This window comes from Gabonibacter massiliensis, assembly GCA_001487125.1.
In the GTDB taxonomy this organism is placed as follows: domain Bacteria; phylum Bacteroidota; class Bacteroidia; order Bacteroidales; family Marinifilaceae; genus Gabonibacter; species Gabonibacter massiliensis.
The window spans coordinates 1,835,762-1,854,063 of the sequence record LN913013.1; the positions used below are offsets into that span (position 1 = coordinate 1,835,762).

The following is an 18,302-nucleotide window of genomic DNA, read 5'->3' on the forward strand; positions in this document are numbered from 1 at the left end:
TTTTAACTCGCCCAAATTAATACCTCTTCACCTATTACGCAACCTCCTTGTTCATAAAAAGAAATAAGAAAAAATAAAGCCCTGCTTGTTAGGCCTTTTTCCTCCTATTTTTTTACCATTCATAAACAATCTGTTTAAAAAAGAGTACTTTCGCAATAAATTAAGAACGTAATCCATGACAAAAGATAAATGGCACGGGCATATCGCCATCTTCTCCGCAAACATTCTTTTCGGACTGAACATTCCGATCGCCAAAACACTGATGCCGGAATGGATTAGCCCCATGGGACTTACCTTCGCGCGTATGGCGTTCGGAGCCATCGCTTTCTGGTTCGCCTCCATCTTCTTTATAAACGAAAAAGTTACAAAAAAAGATTTATTAATCCTGTTTTTTTGTGCCGTACTCGGGACGACGGTCAACCAACTCTTTTTTATTATCGGATTAGGTATGACCTCCCCTATCGACGCCGGACTTATCGTCACGATGAATCCCGTGGTAGTCATGATCATTTCGGCCCTTATACTAAAAGAACCCATCACCTCTAAAAAAGCGGGAGGAGTATTTATCGGGGCCTGTGGGGCCTTATTGATTATCTGGCAATCGGCATCCGCATCCGCAGGACAAGGCAGTTCGCTTCTCGGTAACCTCTATTGCTTTCTGAGCGTTGTCAGCTACGCCACCTATCTGGTGATCTCCCGCCCCATCGCCCAACGCTACACTCCTGTCACCCTGATGAAATGGATGTTTCTCTTTTCTACTCTACTCACGATTCCATTTGGTATCACGGACATGCAGGAAGCCAAAATCTTTACTTACGAAACGAACTGGAACGCCATTCTAAGCCTATTTTATGTCGTATTCGGAGCTACCTTCCTCGCTTATTTCCTCATTCCGGTCGCATTGAAACGAATCCGGCCGACCACGATCAGCATGTATAATTACGCCCAACCCTTAATCGCTTCCGTCGTGGCAATCCTGATCGGACAAGACAACCTGTCCTGGGACAAGCCGATTGCGGCTATCTTGGTCTTTACGGGTGTTTATTTCGTTACCCAAAGCAAGTCTCGTGCAGACATCGAACAGGAAGAAAAACAATAACCCGTCATATCCCTTCTTTCCATAAAAAATACCGCATCCCATTTATCGGCATGCGGTATAAGGCATTTTATTGCACTTAATATCAATCTTCCGAATACTCCACTTCCCCGGAACGAAGTACCCGAAGTTCTTGTTTTAACCGATCCATCTCGTTCTGCATGTCTTTCATTCGTTCCAGCAGATGACGAATGGCATCTATTCCTTCGATATTAATAGATAAATCATAATACATCCGGGTATATCTTTCCAACTCTTGCAATTGAGAAAGCAACAAATAGTGTTCACCTCCAATGATCCGGACATCAATAAGCCCTCCGTCTTCCAGCAACACGATGAACGAGGGATCTATATGGCATTTCTGACAGTATTCACTAACAATTATCAAATCTGTTTCCATAACAATGTCTTTTAATTTAATCCCTGAATTTCTTTAAACAACTCTTTCTGCTTCTCCGTCAAATTCGTGGGAACCTCCACGGAATAGGTCACAATCAAATCTCCGTATTTTCCATCTTGCTTATAAACCGGAAAGCCCTTTCCCCGTAATCTGACCTTAGCGTTATTCTGTGTTCCGGGTTTTACTTTCAACTTTACTTTTCCGTCCAACGTTTCTACCGTTTGCTCTCCACCCAATACAGCCGTGTACAGGTTCAAGGGTGCCGTGACGTACAAATCGTCACCCAAACGTTTGAATACCGAATCTTCCGCAATCACGAAAGTAATATACAAATCTCCATCAGGCCCCCCGTTTACACCCGGACCTCCCTGTCCTTTCAACTTGATGATTTGTCCGTTTGCAACGCCTGCAGGAACGGTAATTCGGATATTTTTCCCGTTTACACTCAATACCTGTTTGTGGGTTTTAGCCGCATCTCGCAGTCTCAAATGCAACTCGGCATTGTAATCCTGCCCGCGGAAACCGGCATTTCCACCCCCTCTTCCCCGGCGAGAACCGAACAAAGATTCAAAGAAATCAGAAAACTCTCCGTCTCCTCCCATACCGGAAAAACCTCCCTCCGAAGACCACTGATAAGAACCTCCCCCGAAACCTCCCTGCTGTCCGTAGCGCTGTTTTTGCGCCTCAAACTCATCGGCATGCTTCCAATTCTCCCCGTATTGATCGTATTTTTTTCTCTTTTCAGGATCGCTCAACACCTCGTTTGCCTCGTTGATCTCTTGAAATCGTTGCTGCGCATTCGGATCATTCGGATTTAAATCGGGGTGATGCTTTCGCGCTAATTTTTTAAATGCTTTTTTAATATCTTCCTGAGAAGCCTTTTTATCTACCCCCAGAATTTTGTAATAATCTATATAGGCCATGCTTTGATTAATTTAGACTTTATATAAATAACAAATATCGTACCTAATAGTAATTATACGTACAAAATTCATTTTCTGTTCGGATAAAAACAGGCTGAAAACTTTTACACGTAAAAATTGACATATAAAAAAAGGGGCTCCGACAAAAAGTCAGTAGTCCCCCCCCGTTTTTTAATACATTGAACCTATCATTTCAAAATAATCTGTTCGAAATAGATTTTGAATTTATCTTTCAATAAAGATTGTATCTCCAATACTTTATTCAATTCCAACTTCCTCATCCCAGACTCACCCGCCACGTATTTACTAATAAATCCATCTTTTCCGAAATCATGAATTAAAGCTACTTTTCCGTCAATCTCTTTTTGATAAATTTGAGCCAATAGTTTAGCATCGGCTTTTTTCAACTTTAATATTTTAGCTTCCTCTTTTACCCGGCCATCGATCTCTCCCTTAATTTCGTTGCATCTGTTCAGCATCAGATCATAGACGGTAGCATCATCTCCTAACTCTTTTTTTAATCCTTCAACCCGCTTAGCTTGCTCTTCAGCCGATAAAGCCTTCTCCACAGCCAATGCTTCCTTCTCTTTAATTAAATTCTCTATGTATTGCTCATAGGTCAATTGCGGAACCTCTTCGGCTTGCAATTTAAACGTAATCGGATAAGTTATCATATAGCGTACCGGCTTCCCCTCCAACAACGCCGGAAACCATTTGGGCATCATGGACATTACCCGAATACCCTCTTTGTCCAATAGCGGATGTACCGAACGAGCAACCGTTACATTTGTAATCGACCCGTCCTTTTCCACGACGAAAGAGATATAAACCCGTCCTTCGATACCCTCTTTCTGGGCATCCTCCGGATAAACCACATTCTCCCCGATCCATTGATTTATATTTCCCTTAAACACCGGATTCTGGTCGACAACCACACATATCGTCGTATCCTCATCGACTAATCGTACCTCGGAAGCCCGCACTTCCGATACATGGCCGACAAACAGCATCATTCCTAAAACTATTCCCGTCTTAGCTAAATTGTAATACATTTTCAAATGATTCATAGTTGTTCGTTTATTTGAAATTCTTTTTATAAAAATCAGGTAAACTTACAATTTATATCACAAAATTGCTAATTGTCCCCTATAAATTTAGGTCTTTTATACATTTTTCCTCCCCTACAAAAAATAACCGCCCTATTTACATCGGGCGGTCATTACTCAAATTCAAAACTTAACTATTCATTTAAATATGCACGAAGCATCCATAAAGTCTTTTCTTGCTCGGAAATATAAGGATTGATCATATCCTGAGTCCCATCGTCTCCCGCCTCGGCAGCCAAAGCCATAATCTGGTGTTCTTTCTTCAGAAGAATCAACAAATTTTTAACGATATCCTCTATACAAACATTCGGATCACTCACCCCGACAACCTCCTTTATATCCGATTTTTTCATATAATCGGAATAAGCATGAAGCGGAGTTTCTCCCAAGGCAAGAATACGTTCTGCTATTTCATCCGCTTTATCCATCGCATCTCGATAATACTCTTCAAATTTCGCGTGTAAACCGAAAAACAACTTACCTTTGATATTCCAATGGAAACCTCTTAAATTTTGATAGAATATTTGGTAATTAGCCAAAAGGTCATTCAACTGATTTACGATTTCTTTTGATTTTTGTGCGTCCAATCCGATAAAATTCGTCTTCATATTCATTTATTTTTAATTTGTTTATACTCTTGTTATTTTTTCTGTTACAAATGTAAGTCGCTTATTCACATAAATCAAATCAATTACATCTACATAAATATATACAACATTTATAAACATTGATATTCAAACAATTATATTTACATTTTATAAAAATCAAACTATATTTTTTACGTTTCCAATAGAAAATTAGTTATATCCACACGATCTTATATTTCATTCTTTATATCTGTTCTCTTCCGTTTACCCATAAAAAACAAAAACCACATGTAAAACGTACCTTTACGCGAAAGATCTAATTACATTTTCAAAAAAAAATCCTTCAATCATTTGGAGAATCCGGAATTTGCTGTACATTTGTACCCGCAATCGAATAGGTCGCACGGGCGCTTAGCTCAGTTGGTTCAGAGCATCTGGTTTACACCCAGAGGGTCGGGGGTTCGACTCCCTCAGCGCCCACAGAAAGAGGTTCAAAAGAGCCTCTTTTTTATTTCCACAAAAATTTCTCATAACATAAAAGGTTCGAACGAAGGGAAAGCGGGTTCGTAACGCATTGACGACGAGCAAAGCGAGTCGTCATCCTTCAGCGCCGATAGTGTCCCAAAAGCGTGTATTTCTTTATAATCAACCAACCATAAATCATTTTAATCACAGAATCCCTTTATCTCCCCAATCACTAAATCCGCAATTAAAAATAATCAACTTCACCCGTTCCTTCTGTGCTATTTCATACATATCACATAGCTATATTACTAAAGTTTTTTCCATTTCGCGGTATCTCCCGCTTCAGTTTTATTCACGACAGAATAGTGATTTAATTTGTTTCTAACAATTACTTTATCGCCTTTTTCCAGTAATTTATTCCAGTAATCCCATTTAGAAACAAAATGATTAAACAAGTTCTCGGAAACATTTAGTTCCCTTCCGTTCTTCATAGATGATTCAAAACGATTATTATTTATCAACACATTTTGTTCCATACGTTTTAATGCACGTGTATACACATCCTTATTTCCCCATAAAATTTTGGCATCATTCAAATTTCCTTCAATTTCGAGATAGGCTGAATCCGCATACCTTATAGCATACGATGATTCTTCCATTTGCTCGAAATTTTCATTTTGTTGGCAGGCCCTCATAAACACGGTTATACAACAAGAATACAGTATAGCTATAATTAGTAATGCTCTTGGAATCATAATTTTAAAAATTAGCACAATAATATTTTCGTCAAAAAGAATCATATTATATTGTAAATATATAAAAATATTTTTATATATACTTTATATTAATTAATATTTTTAGAATTGTGACAAAAATAAAAGATACCAATGTTTAATCATCGACTATTATCATTCAATTCCAACTACATACATCAATAACACATTCATTCACTTGGAGACTTTAATCAGTCACCATTCATGCCATTCCACTAACTTTCTAAGAAAACTATAAAATATTTTTGACAAACATCTAAAATTAATACATAATTTGAATACCATGTCTCCGAAAACGTACTACCACTATACTTACATGAAAATGCGCATAAACCTCAACATGTCCATTATCATCAGTAAAAAAGAGATCCTCTCGAGAATATTAAAACAGAAAGAATAAAAACGGCATACTGAAAATCGAGAAGTCAATCACCCAATCGCAAGTTATTCTTTTTAAAAGGGAATCCATTTTTATCATTATTTAAATTCGCGATAAAATTTCCATTCGAATCTCATATTCTATTCATGAACCCTACAATCCGCGCACAAACCTTTTAAAACATAATTCACGCTTCGCACGGAAAATCCGTCGGGAATTTCCACAACGGGCACATGGACGTTCTTAAAACAAAATGTGCGGTGGCATTTCTCACAATAAAAATGGGTATGCAGATCGTCCACTTCACAGGAACAATCGTTACTGCATACCGCGTATTTCAAAGAACCCGAACCATCGTCCACCGCGTGAATAAGATGATGAGCAAGAAACAAGGTAATCGCCCTGAATATTGTCGATTTATCGACCGTATCCAAAGCATTTTCGATATCGAGTAAAGAGACGGCCCGTTGAAACCGCATCATTGTTTTCAGTATCAATATCCGTATGGCAGTGGGCTTTATCCCCCTTTGAGCGAACTTATCCAAATAAATCTTGTCATCCATAACTCTTATTTTATTAATCTCTGTAGCCTTATGGCATTCAATATGGCTAACAAAGCGACTCCGACATCCGCAAATACGGCCTCCCATAAAGTAGCCAAGCCTCCGGCTCCCAGCAACAACACGATCATTTTCACGCTGAATGCCAAGGTCACGTTTTGCCAGATCACCCGATGCGTCTGTTTCCCTACTTGTATGGCCATTACGATCTTACTCGGTTGATCCGTTTGAATAACCACGTCTGCCGTCTCTATTGCGGCATCACTACCTAACCCTCCCATGGCGATACCGACATCGCTTAAAGCTAAAACCGGCGCATCATTCAATCCGTCTCCCACGAAAGCAATCCGATTTTCCTTATCTTTCTTCAACTCCTCCATATGTTCTACCTTACCCTCGGGTAATAAATCCCCGTACGCTCTACCGATACCCAAACGTTTTGCTAATTTAGAAACAATTGCCTGTTTATCGCCGGACAGGATCTGAATATTATGAATTTTTAATTCTTCAAGTCCTTTAACGGCAATCAACGCATCTTCTTTTTCGGCATCAGCCAAAAGAAGATAACCGATATATCGCTTATCCGCCGCACAAATCACGATGGTTTCCGGAATCTGCCTAATGGCTGACGGAAAAGCGATCCCTTCTTTCACCAGCAAACGAGCGTTACCGACCAAAATCTCCTTCCCGGCTATCGACGCCTTTAACCCGTAACCGGCCATCTCCGTCACGTCTTTTACCGGAGAAAACTCCACCTTGCAGTTCCGTGCGTATTTCACAATAGCCTTGGCTATCGGATGATTGCTGCCTTCCTCCACAGAGGCGATCAAACGAAGCAACTCTCTATCCGAAACGATTCCGGCATTATCGATAGCTTGCACGTCGAAAACCCCTTGAGTCAACGTTCCCGTTTTATCGAATACTACCGTGTTGATCTTCGTAATGGCATCCAGATAATTACCCCCCTTAAAAAGTACTCCTAAACGGGAAGCTGCCCCGATCCCTCCGAAATATCCCAAAGGTATACTGACCACCAAAGCACAAGGACATGAAATCACCAAAAAGACCAATCCCCGGTATAACCAATCGTTAAACACATACTCGAATCCGGGACGCATCAAAGAGTAGAAAAACGGGATCAAGACAATCGACAATGCCAAGCCGGTCACGACAGGAGTATAAACACGGGCAAGCCGACGGATCAACAGCTCAGCCGGAGCTTTTCTTTCGGATGCCTCCTGCACCAAAGTCAATATTCGGGCCAACGCACTCTGGTCATACGCTCGGGTAACCCGTATTTCCACCGTTCTATCGGTGGATATCATTCCGGCCAATACGGTCTCCTCCCTGCGAAAAACCCGGGGAACGCTTTCTCCGGTTAAAGCCGCCGTGTTGAAAGTGCCTTTTTCGCTCAATAATTCGCCATCCAAGGGAACTCTCTCCCCCGCTCTGATCTCTACGATTTCTCCGACTTCCACCTCTTCGGGAGATACTTTCAACCGTTCACCTTCTCTTATTACGGATGCCGTATCGGGCCGGACATCCAATAATGCCTTTATATTATCCCGCGCTCTACCCACGGCATGATCCTGAAACCGTTCGCCAACAGCATAAAACAACATCACCGCTACTCCTTCCGGGTATTCTCCGATATAAAAGGCTCCGATCGCAGCCAATCCCATTAACATAAACTCGTTGAAAAAGTCTTTTTCACAAATACTCTTCCACGCTTCTCTTAAAACGGGAAACGTAACCGGAAGAGCCGCAACAAAGAACCATATAAACCGCACATAGGGTTGCCGAAACCACTCTCCACCGAATTCGTCCATTAAAATTCCACCTATCAAAAACAGGAAGGAAAACAATTCTGCTCTATATTTTTTCATCATCTTATTGTTTTTATGACAAAAATAAGATCAAACCCTTGCAACTAAGTTGCAAAATTGCAGAAAGCCATCGAAACAGGTATTTTTTATCTCAAAGAGAACGTTTCAACTTTCAATACTATATTTAATAATAATAAGGAGGAATTTTGGAAACCTGTTCTCAGGCCGACTCGTTTCTTTGGTACAAACGCTAACATCAAAATAAACTATCATGGAAAAAGAGAAAAAACAAACCAAAGGAAAAAAGGATCACGAAGAAGACAAACACGCTGTCAAGAACATTTCGTCAAAACAAGACAAACCTTGGGTAGGAACCTCGCAAATGGAACAAACCCAGTTCGATGAAGAGGAATTCAAGAAAAAGAAAAAAAAGCAATGAGATTTAAATCCATAACGATGGACCGAGAAGAACATGTAAAATACCCTGAAATAAATCTTTTCGGCCCATCTCATTAAAATTTTCTCGATTTTACAAATAACTATCATTTGTCGTTTTCGGTGTAACTTTTTTACACTGGAAAACGAATAATTCAACATAATATGAATTTTTATGAAAATATTCCGTCTAATTCTCCCGTTAATGATCACTTTATGGTATTCGACGTCCAAAGCCGAACCGACTCAAGATCAAATTATTATCATCACCAATGTAAATGTTTGGGATGGGATAGGCAACTCTTTAAAAAACAATTATCAGGTTTTAATTGTAGGAAACCATATCAAACAAGTAGCCCCGCGTGTTACCATACCTGCCGGCGCTAAAATCATTGACGGTAAAGGCAATACGCTAATTCCCGGATTATCGGATGCCCATCTTCACCTGATGTTTACCATGCCCATGGATAAAGCCTACAATAACGCCAATTGGGCCTATTTGGCTATCAGAGCGACCAAAATGGCAGAACAATTTCTAATGCAGGGATTCACGACGATCAGGGATATGGGTGGTCCCGTACAAGGTCTTAAACAAGCCATTGACGAAGGGTTAATTCCCGGACCTCGTATTTATCCGTCAGGAGCGATCATCAGCCAAACCGCCGGACACGGGGATATGCGAAACCCTAACGATATGAACCCGCATTGGACAGGAAACAACGCAAACTTTTTCCAACTACAGGGTTGGTCCTATATCGTAGACGGACGCAGTGAAATTCTAAATGCTGTTAGAGAAAACTTCCGGCACGGAGCCACTCAAGTCAAAATGATGGCAGGAGGAGGAATTACAAGTAAATCGGACCCCATACATACGATTCAATTCACGCAAGAAGAATTAGAAGCCGGAGTACAAGCGGCTTCCGATTGGGGTACTTATGTCGGAGTCCACGTCTATACCCCTGCCGCTATCATCCGGGCACTTAATGCCGGGGTAAAAAGTATCGAACACGGGCAGTTGATCAATGAAGAGGCTATGAAAATGATCAAAGAAAAGGATGCTTTTTTAGTTCCTCAAAGCTATTGGACAATGAGAGATCCGGCAACTTCTTCGAATCCACAAAAATTTCTCGAAGTACGAAAAGGAGCGGAAAACGAAATGAATCTGGCCAAAAAATACGGTGTTAAAGTTGCTTTCGGAAGCGATGTATTCGGGAATCTCGGTATCGCACCTCAAAGTATGGCAGAATTCACCAGTAGAGTAAGATGGTATACTCCGGTAGAAGTGTTGAAACAAGCTACCTCTCTGAATGCCGAACTATTCGCCTTGTCAGGAAAACTCAATCCTTACCCCGACGGAGAATTGGGAGTTATCAAAGAAGGTGCCTATGCCGATCTGTTGATATACGAAGGTAACCCCTTGCAAGATATTCAGGTGGTCGTCGATTTTCAAAAGAATCTGAAATTCATTATGAAAGACGGTAAAATCTACAAAAACGAATTATAATATTTTTTTCATACAACAAACATAATTTATCGGCCGGGCGGATAAAAATGAGAATAGCAACAGCAAATGACGCAACTACCTGCTGTATTTTCGATATTTGTTCATTCATCTCCTCTCGGCCGACTTTTTATTTGCACACTTTAAATAAGGGCCTCTCCCGGGGTAAACTAAAAACAAATTCATTACTTTTGTCTCGTTCACGAACCGATTACCCGCTTTATGAAGAAAGACAAACTCTTTTTTATTTTGATTTCATGCATGCTGATGGTTTATGCTTGCCGAACGTCAAACCCGAAACTACCGGCGCCTCCGAATTATGCCGACACCATCAGTTGGTTTCAACCCGGGAAAATGACTTTCGATAAAAAAACGGATGTTTTTTATATCGCTCCGACCTGTATATGGGATTGGAAAAACGATCAGGGAGATACCCTTCACCATATGGATATCAAAAATAAAAAGCAACGCCTCATGTTAACTCCCGCCATTTTGTTGGGGAAACGGGTTTTTGCCGACAGTTGTAACTTTTTCTCCCCCTATTATCGACAGATTACCATGGAATCGTGGATGAACGGAGAGAGAATTACGAGCCAACGTTATCCGATAGCTTTACAAGATATCGAACATGCTTTTGATTACTACCTCAAACACTATAATCAGGGACGTCCTTTTATTCTGGCCGGTCATAGTCAAGGGGCGAAATCGGTTATCGAGTTACTCAAACACAAATTAAACGCCGCCAATTACCGGCAACTTGTGGCCGCTTATCCGATCGGTTTTTTCATTACAAAAGAGGAACTGGACCACTATCCCCATCTACGCCCGGCCAAAGACTCCACGGATACGGGTGTAATCGTCTGTTTCAACAGTGTTACGGACACCAATGCCATCGCTCCATTATTCAAAGATAACAAGGTGTGTATTAATCCTCTCAACTGGAAAACCGATACGACCTATGCTAACCGGTCATTGAACCGGGGAACCGTATTTTTTGACAGAAAGGGAAATATCAAATCAGATTCAGCCTGCTTTACCGGAGCGCGTATAGACCCGGTTTATCATCTACTTATTGTTCCGGATATCGATCCCGATCCCTATTTCATTCCTTCCATTGCCCGTATTTTTCCCAAAGGAAATTTACATGTACAGGAATTAAATCTCTATTTCAAAAATCTTCGAAAAAACGTGATCGACAGAATCCACGCTTATCAAAAAACACCTATTCTATAATATGTCTCGCGATATTACCATTTATACAGACGGAGCAGCAAGCGGCAATCCCGGCCCCGGAGGCTATGGGGTAGTCCTGATCTCCGGTCCCCACCGGAAGGAGCTATCGGAAGGCTTTCGCCTTACCACCAATAACCGCATGGAATTACTTGCCGTTATCATCGGGCTGAATGCGCTAAGGTTCGATCATTGTAACGTGACTGTTTATTCGGATTCGAAATACGTAGTCGATGCGGTAGAAAAAGGATGGGTTTTCGGATGGGAAAAAAAGGGGTTTAAAAACAAGAAAAATCCGGATTTATGGAAAAAATTTTTATCTCTCTACCGAAAACACCAGGTGAAATTTATTTGGATAAAAGGTCATGCCAATGTCCCGGAAAACGAGAGATGCGACCAACTCGCCGTTGAAGCTTATAAAAGTACACACCTACAAATAGATGACTATTACGAAGCTATCGGTCGATCCGACGAAAATATTTTTAGTTGAAAGACAAAAAAAATTTCGTTTTGTTAATCCAACGATCACATTAAATAATTACTTTCGCGAGAACAAACAAAAGTAAATCGTTCATCAAAAAACAATTGGGATGAAAAAAATATTAATCGTCGGAGCAGGGGGACAAATCGGTTCAGAACTTGTTCCTCATTTAAGATCCATTTATGGAAACAACAATGTAGTGGCAGCCGATATCAGCGCTGATAAATGTAAAGCATTGGCAGAAGCCGGACCATTCGAAGCATTAAACGCTTTGGATGGAGAAGCTTACACCGCTATCGTTAAAAAATACGGTATCGATACCATTTTCAATCTGGTGGCCCTATTATCCGCTACCGGAGAAAAAAACCCGAAATTAGCCTGGGATATCAATATCGGAGCATTAACCAACTCCTTGTATATCGCTAAAGATAACAATTGCGCCGTGTTCACGCCGAGTTCTATCGGTGCCTTCGGTAACGACACCCCTAAAGATAAAACACCTCAAGACACCTTACAACGGTCCAACACGACCATTTACGGTGTTTGCAAGGTAACGGGAGAACTTTTAAGCGATTATTATTTCCATCGTTTCGGAGTCGACACGAGAAGCGTACGTTTCCCGGGGTTGATCTCTTACGTAACCCTACCCGGCGGAGGCACCACTGATTATGCCGTTGAAATTTATTACGATGCCATTCGCAAAGGTTCCTTTACCTGCAACGTTCAAGCAGGTACATACATGGATATGATGTATATGCCGGATGCATTGAATGCCGTGGTTCAATTGATGGAAGCCGATCCGACCAAGTTAAAACACCGGAACAGCTTCAATATCGCTTCCATGAGTTTCGAACCGGAGCAAATAGCCGCAGAAATCCGCAAACACATACCGGAATTTAAGATGGACTACCAAATCGACCCGGTAAAACAAGCTATCGCCAACAGCTGGCCTAACAGCATGGACGATACCTGTGCCCGCCAAGAGTGGGGTTGGGCTCCGAAATACGATTTAACCAGCATGACAAACGATATGCTCGTTAAGGTAAAAGAAAAATTCGATAAGGGATTGATCAAATAAGAACTTCCCTATTTACTCATAAATGGCTTTCGGCTTATTACACCCGAAAGCCATTTTTTATTCTTCCGAATTTTATTTCGAATACCTCCGTCAGCCGTCTGAACGAGCAATTATAATAGCACTTTGGGACGGGGTCAAAGTGCTATTAAAATAGACTGCCTCATCATAAAACAGATATCAAAAAATAATATTACTTTAGTGACATTAAACTTTAAAGGATTATATATCCTTCATAAATCTGTAGTGTATGTCAAAAAAAGAGAAAAAACCACATAAAAGTATCGGGAAAAAAGAACTTTATCAATCCTTATTCGATATCTTTACTCATAAGCCCAACGAATATTTCAATTACAAGCAATTAGCCTTGCAGCTGGGCATCAAAAACATGGAATTAAAGCGCCTGATCAACGAGGTACTTTACGAGATGAAGATCGACGGACTGATATCCGAAGAATCGACAGGAAAATTCAAATTAAAAGCCGTCAGCACATATATTACCGGAATTATCGATTTAACTGCAAAAGGAACCGCTTACCTGGTTTCGGATGAAACCAAAGAGGATGTTTTCATTCCTCAGGTAAACCTAAATCACGCGTTAAACGGGGACAAGGTAAAAGTCATCGTCTATGCCCGAAGTAAAAGCAGAAGACCGGAAGGAGAGGTTGTCGAAATCCTTGAAAGAAAAAAAGAGACCTTCGTGGGAATCATACAATGTTCCCGGCAATATGCTTTTTTAGTTCCTTCCGGCAAACAACTTCCTTATGATATCTTCATTCCCCTCAACGAGTTAAACGGGGCAAAAGACGGGGATAAAGCCATAGTAAAAATCACAGAATGGCCTGAGAACCAAAAAAATCCGGTAGGAACCGTGTTGGAGGTCCTCGGAAGACCGGGAGACAACGATACGGAGATGAATGCCATCATGGCGGAATTCGAACTTCCCGTTAAATTTCCGGCAAACGTGGAAAAAGCGGCAGAAAAAATCCCGGATACGATCCCCGATGAGGAGTATAAAACACGAAAAGATTTCAGGGAAATAACAACGTTCACGATCGATCCTAAAGACGCCAAGGATTTTGACGACGCCCTTTCCATCCGAAAATTAAAAAACGGTCATTATGAAGTTGGCGTACACATCGCCGACGTGAGCTATTACGTCGAAGAGAACTCCGTATTGGATAAAGAAGCTGACGCAAGGGCCACTTCCGTATACTTGGTAGACCGTACGATTCCTATGTTGCCCGAACGGCTCTCCAATGGGGTCTGTTCCTTACGTCCGAATGAAGAAAAACTATGTTTCTCCGCCGTTTTCGAGTTAAATGATAACGCGGAAATAGCGGACCAATGGTTCGGCCGCACGGTTATAAAATCCAATCGCCGTTTCACTTACGAAGAAGCACAGGCGATGATCGAAGGAGGCGAAGGCGATTACAAGACGGAGATCCTGGAATTAAACGACCTGGCCCAAAAATTAAGAGCGGAAAGATTTAAAAGCGGAGCCATCGACTTCGACCGGGTGGAAGTAAGATTCGATATAGATGAAAAGGGAAAGCCTACCGGGGTTTACTTCAAACAATCCAAAGAAGCCAATAAATTGATAGAGGAATTTATGTTGCTTGCCAATAAAAAAGTAGCCGAACGAATCGGAAAGCTTAAGCCCGGACAAAAACCCAAAACTTTCGTCTACCGTGTACACGAACAGCCGAACCCGGATAAATTAGAAGAATTCGGACGATTCATCGCGAAATTCGGCTATCATCTACGTTCAAGCAACCCCAAAACCCTCTCCTCCTCCATGAACAAATTGATGAGCGATGTGAAGGATCGGCCGGAACAAAATATGATCGAAACACTTGCCGTACGTACCATGGCTAAAGCCGCCTACTCTACAGAGAATGTAGGACATTACGGTTTAGCTTTCGACTATTATTCCCATTTTACTTCTCCAATCCGGCGTTATCCGGATGTAATGACCCACCGTCTGTTGGCACGTTATATAGCAGGAGGACGTTCGGTCAATCAGGAAAAATACGAGGAAGAATGTAAACATTGTTCCGAAATGGAACAAGTGGCAGCCAACGCGGAGAGAGCTTCCATCAAATACAAACAAGTGGAATTTATGTCCGACAAACTGGATCAGCCCTTTATGGGAACCATCTCCGGAGTGACCCAATGGGGTTTTTATGTCGAATTGAACGATACCAAATGCGAAGGATTGGTCTCTATGACCGAGTTAGAGGATGATTATTACGAATTCGACGAAGAGAACTACTGCATTGTCGGTCGTCGCCACCGAAAGGTATACCAATTGGGAGATCAGGTAATGGTCAAAGTAGCGAAAGCTAATTTAGTTGCCCGTCAATTGGACTTCACTTTGGTAGGTAATGAAAAAACGGAGACCTCTCCATCCGTTATTCGCTCCAAGGCTATAACGCCGCCCCGTTCTGTACGAAAATCACGTCGAGGAAGACGAGGAGATGAAAGCAACAAAAACAAAGGGAGGAAAAAATCGAAAAAAAGGAATTAACTTTTTAAGTTCTTTCTTGAATGAAGAACAATAAAAAAACATTTTTTCTATCTTTGGGAGGTGTGAAAAACGACTAAACCAATGATTACTTTTATTATCTCCATCGCGTTGCTTATCGTCGCTTATTTTACTTACGGGAAATTTGTCGAACGATTTTTCGGTGCATCATCTGAAATAAAAACTCCGGTTAAACGACTGGCTGACGGAGTTGACTACCACGAACTAAAACCCTGGCGGATTTTCGTCATTCAATTTCTGAATATCGCGGGGTTAGGTCCCATTTTCGGGGCTATATTAGGAGCAGCCTACGGTCCCATGGCATATCTATGGATCGTAATCGGTTGTATTTTCATGGGTGCTGTACACGATTACTTTTCCGGAATGCTCTCCGTACGGAACGATGGCATGAGCCTTCCGGATATCGTGGGTAAATACATGGGCAACGGTATCCGGAAATTCATGACATTCTTTACCGGATTTCTTTTATTAGCGGTGGGAGTTTCCTTCGTGAACGGTCCCGCGGGACTCTTAGGCAATTTAACCGGAACAAGTATGGCCCCATGGCTGTACATTATTTTTGCCTATTACATACTGGCAACTTTATTGCCGATAGATAAAATCATCGGGCGTATTTATCCTTTTATGGGAGCAGCCTTGATTTTTATGGCACTCAGTGTAGGCGGTTATCTCCTGTACGGGGGATTCAGCGGGGAAGTTCAATTAGAGGAACTCACTTTCGACACCATGCGTAACCTGCACGTTAATCCACAGGAAAACATTCTTTTCCCGATGCTGTTTATCGTCATCTCCTGTGGGGCTATATCCGGGTTCCATGCTACCCAATCCCCCATGATGGCCCGTTGTATGACCGATGAAAAATACGGAAGACCCATTTTCTACGGAGCCATGATATCCGAAGGTATTGTTGCCATGATTTGGGCCACAGCCGCCATGGCCTACTTCGGGGGAGCGGAAGGATTAAATGCGGCAGCAGGTTCCGGTAGCGATCCGGCCATAATTGTCAATGAAGTGTGTCGTTCCTGGTTAGGACGTTTGGGAGCCATTATTGCCATTATAGGTGTAGTCGCATGCCCTATTACTTCGGGAGACACAGCTTTTCGCAGTATGCGATTGATCATTGCCGATGCTCTTAAATTCACTCAAAAGCCTATAAAGAATCGACTGATCGTTTCGATTCCTATCTTCATTCTGGCTTATTTCTTTTGCAGTTTTGATTTTTCCACCATATGGAAATATGTCGGCATAGGGAATCAGGTTTTAGCCACGGTAACCCTATGGACTGCTGCCACTTACTTGGCAAAAACAGGGAAACCCCATTGGATGCTCTCTATTCCGGCCACCTTTCTAAGTATCGTATGCGTTACCTACATCCTTGTAGCTCCATACAAGGCCGGGGGAATATTCATTCAACCGTCTGTCGGTTACCCGATCGGAATAGCCGCAGGCATCGGCTTATTGATTCTTTTCTTTCTGAGAACCAGCAAACTAAAAAAAGGGAAAAAGATTTAGTTTAAAATAATAAAAAACGGGTTGCAGTTTATAAGAGTTTACTCTAAATTGCAAACGGAAAAAGCAACATACAAAACAAACAAAAAGGGACACATCTTATCCCGAAGGTAAGATGTTATCTATGAATATATGAATATTTTGTAGAATGAAAAAAACAAAATGGATCTGGATTTGGGCAGCCGTAGGCGTTGTATTGGCTATCGTTATTTTTTGGCCTAAAGAGTACAAAGAAGCTGTATTGGAAGCCGAAGCAGTGGAAGAGGTAGTCGACACGACGGAGTTAAAACAAGAACATTACAAATACGGTATTCCTTCCGATAATTTCGAAGTAGAGGAAGGAGTCGTGGGACGCAACCAAAGCCTTTCGGCCATCTTGGCCAAATACGGAGTTTCTCCTAAAAAAATACACGAAATCTCTCAACGTTGTAAAGATATTTTCGATGTCCGGAAAATAAAAGCGGGACGAAAATACACTTTATTTCTCGCCAAAGACAGTTTGAAATCTCCGGAATTTTTCATTTATGAAAACAATGCATTAGAATTTGTTGTCATTGACTTCAAAGAGACCTCGCCTGTTTATATCGGGAAAAAAGAGGTCGAAGTAAGGGAGCTATCCGCAAAAGTCGGTATTCAATCCTCTTTATGGAATGCGATGGTAGAGGCACAAACAGACCCTACATTAGCCATTAGTTTAGCGGATATATACGCCTGGTCTATCGATTTCTACGGCATTGCCAAAGGAGATTCCATTCGGGTGATCTACGAGGAATCCTATGTCGAAGAACAACCTTTACGGGACTTCAAAATAAAGGGTGCTATCTTCACCCATGCCGGTAGGGATTTTTACGCTATCCCTTTCGTTCAAAACGAAAAATTCTCCTATTTCGATGAAGACGGGAATAGTTTGCAAAAAACTTTCTTAAAAGCTCCTCTTAAATATTCGCGGATTTCATCCGGATTTTCAAACAACCGTTTCCATCCGGTATTGAAAAAATATCGTTCCCATCACGGAATAGACTATGCCGCTCCCACGGGAACCCCTGTCTATACAATCGGAGACGGAGTCATTACCAAAAAGGCTTTCCAAAAAGGAGGAGGGGGAAATTATGTCACCGTCAAACACAACAGCGTCTACTCCACCACCTATATGCATCTCTCCCGGTTCGCCCAGGGAATTGCCCCGGGAAAACGGGTTAAACAGGGAGAAGTCATCGGCTACGTAGGCAGTACCGGATTAGCGACAGGTCCTCACCTGGATTTCAGGGTATATAAAAACGGAACTCCCATCAATCCCCTGAAAATGGTATCTCCTCCGAAAGAACCGATTTCAAAAGAGAACATGCCTCAATTCATTGTCGTGCGGGACTCTCTAACTCGACGATTAAAACAGTTATAACCGACCGGA

At 41.6% G+C, this 18,302-nt stretch carries 16 protein-coding genes and 1 tRNA gene; 10 read left to right on the forward strand and 7 right to left on the reverse strand.

The window, feature by feature from the left end; genetic code table 11:
* Nucleotides 1-175: 175 nt before the first annotated feature.
* Entirely contained in the window at nucleotides 176-1,099 is a 924-nt protein-coding gene (locus BN3283_RS12085; RefSeq protein WP_059026769.1) for a DMT family transporter, read from the forward strand.
* Between the two features lie 82 nt (nucleotides 1,100-1,181).
* Here BN3283_RS12085 and BN3283_RS12090 read toward each other — a convergent pair whose 3' ends face one another.
* From BN3283_RS12090 to BN3283_RS12105, 4 genes are all read right to left on the reverse strand, one after another.
* Nucleotides 1,182-1,496, reverse strand: coding sequence for a chaperone modulator CbpM (locus tag BN3283_RS12090; protein ID WP_041503119.1), 315 nt, complete (start codon nucleotides 1,494-1,496; stop codon nucleotides 1,182-1,184).
* Nucleotides 1,497-1,507: 11 nt separating this feature from the next.
* Entirely contained in the window at nucleotides 1,508-2,419 is a 912-nt protein-coding gene (locus BN3283_RS12095) for a DnaJ C-terminal domain-containing protein (protein WP_041503120.1), read from the reverse strand.
* A gap of 188 nt (nucleotides 2,420-2,607) precedes the next feature.
* Nucleotides 2,608-3,486 carry a TonB family protein gene (locus BN3283_RS12100; protein WP_059026770.1) on the reverse strand — a complete coding sequence of 293 codons (879 nt, stop codon included), beginning with the start codon at nucleotides 3,484-3,486 and terminating at the stop codon, nucleotides 2,608-2,610.
* A 173-nt stretch (nucleotides 3,487-3,659) separates the two neighbouring features.
* Nucleotides 3,660-4,133, reverse strand: coding sequence for a Dps family protein (locus tag BN3283_RS12105; protein ID WP_041503468.1), 474 nt, complete (start codon nucleotides 4,131-4,133; stop codon nucleotides 3,660-3,662).
* A 384-nt stretch (nucleotides 4,134-4,517) separates the two neighbouring features.
* Between BN3283_RS12105 and BN3283_RS12110 the strand changes: the two genes are divergently transcribed.
* Nucleotides 4,518-4,592 (forward strand) — tRNA-Val (locus BN3283_RS12110).
* Between the two features lie 293 nt (nucleotides 4,593-4,885).
* Here BN3283_RS12110 and BN3283_RS12115 read toward each other — a convergent pair.
* The 3 genes from BN3283_RS12115 to BN3283_RS12125 form a co-directional block, all read right to left on the reverse strand.
* A complete protein-coding gene (locus BN3283_RS12115; protein WP_059026771.1) occupies nucleotides 4,886-5,236 on the reverse strand; it encodes a hypothetical protein in 351 nt (116 codons plus the stop codon).
* 633 nt (nucleotides 5,237-5,869) lie between these two features.
* Nucleotides 5,870-6,292 carry a Fur family transcriptional regulator gene (locus BN3283_RS12120; protein ID WP_059026772.1) on the reverse strand — a complete coding sequence of 141 codons (423 nt, stop codon included), beginning with the start codon at nucleotides 6,290-6,292 and terminating at the stop codon, nucleotides 5,870-5,872.
* Between the two features lie 5 nt (nucleotides 6,293-6,297).
* A complete protein-coding gene (locus BN3283_RS12125; RefSeq protein ID WP_059026773.1) occupies nucleotides 6,298-8,178 on the reverse strand; it encodes a heavy metal translocating P-type ATPase in 1,881 nt (626 codons plus the stop codon).
* 208 nt (nucleotides 8,179-8,386) lie between these two features.
* On the opposite strand from BN3283_RS12125, the gene BN3283_RS14555 reads away from it, so the two are divergent.
* From BN3283_RS14555 to BN3283_RS12160, 8 genes are all read left to right on the forward strand, one after another.
* Nucleotides 8,387-8,554, forward strand: a complete 168-nt coding sequence (locus BN3283_RS14555; protein WP_154665530.1) for a hypothetical protein — start codon at nucleotides 8,387-8,389, stop codon at nucleotides 8,552-8,554.
* Nucleotides 8,555-8,725: 171 nt separating this feature from the next.
* Nucleotides 8,726-10,054, forward strand: coding sequence for a metal-dependent hydrolase family protein (locus tag BN3283_RS12130; protein ID WP_041505299.1), 1,329 nt, complete (start codon nucleotides 8,726-8,728; stop codon nucleotides 10,052-10,054).
* 219 nt (nucleotides 10,055-10,273) lie between these two features.
* Nucleotides 10,274-11,284: a DUF3089 domain-containing protein gene (locus BN3283_RS12135; protein ID WP_041505298.1), complete on the forward strand. Its 1,011-nt coding sequence runs from the start codon at nucleotides 10,274-10,276 to the stop codon at nucleotides 11,282-11,284.
* Nucleotide 11,285: 1 nt separating this feature from the next.
* The gene (gene rnhA / locus BN3283_RS12140; protein WP_059026774.1) at nucleotides 11,286-11,771 is read left to right on the forward strand and encodes a ribonuclease HI; all 486 of its coding nucleotides are present in this window, start codon (nucleotides 11,286-11,288) and stop codon (nucleotides 11,769-11,771) included.
* A 100-nt stretch (nucleotides 11,772-11,871) separates the two neighbouring features.
* Complete coding sequence (locus BN3283_RS12145) at nucleotides 11,872-12,840, forward strand: NAD-dependent epimerase/dehydratase family protein (RefSeq protein ID WP_041503129.1); 969 nt, start codon at nucleotides 11,872-11,874, stop codon at nucleotides 12,838-12,840.
* A 247-nt stretch (nucleotides 12,841-13,087) separates the two neighbouring features.
* On the forward strand, nucleotides 13,088-15,367 hold the full coding sequence (gene rnr, locus BN3283_RS12150; protein WP_059026775.1) for a ribonuclease R: 2,280 nt from the start codon (nucleotides 13,088-13,090) through the stop codon (nucleotides 15,365-15,367).
* 81 nt (nucleotides 15,368-15,448) lie between these two features.
* On the forward strand, nucleotides 15,449-16,897 hold the full coding sequence (locus BN3283_RS12155; protein ID WP_059026776.1) for a carbon starvation CstA family protein: 1,449 nt from the start codon (nucleotides 15,449-15,451) through the stop codon (nucleotides 16,895-16,897).
* Between the two features lie 145 nt (nucleotides 16,898-17,042).
* Nucleotides 17,043-18,293: a peptidoglycan DD-metalloendopeptidase family protein gene (locus BN3283_RS12160; protein WP_041503133.1), complete on the forward strand. Its 1,251-nt coding sequence runs from the start codon at nucleotides 17,043-17,045 to the stop codon at nucleotides 18,291-18,293.
* Nucleotides 18,294-18,302 lie beyond the last annotated feature (9 nt).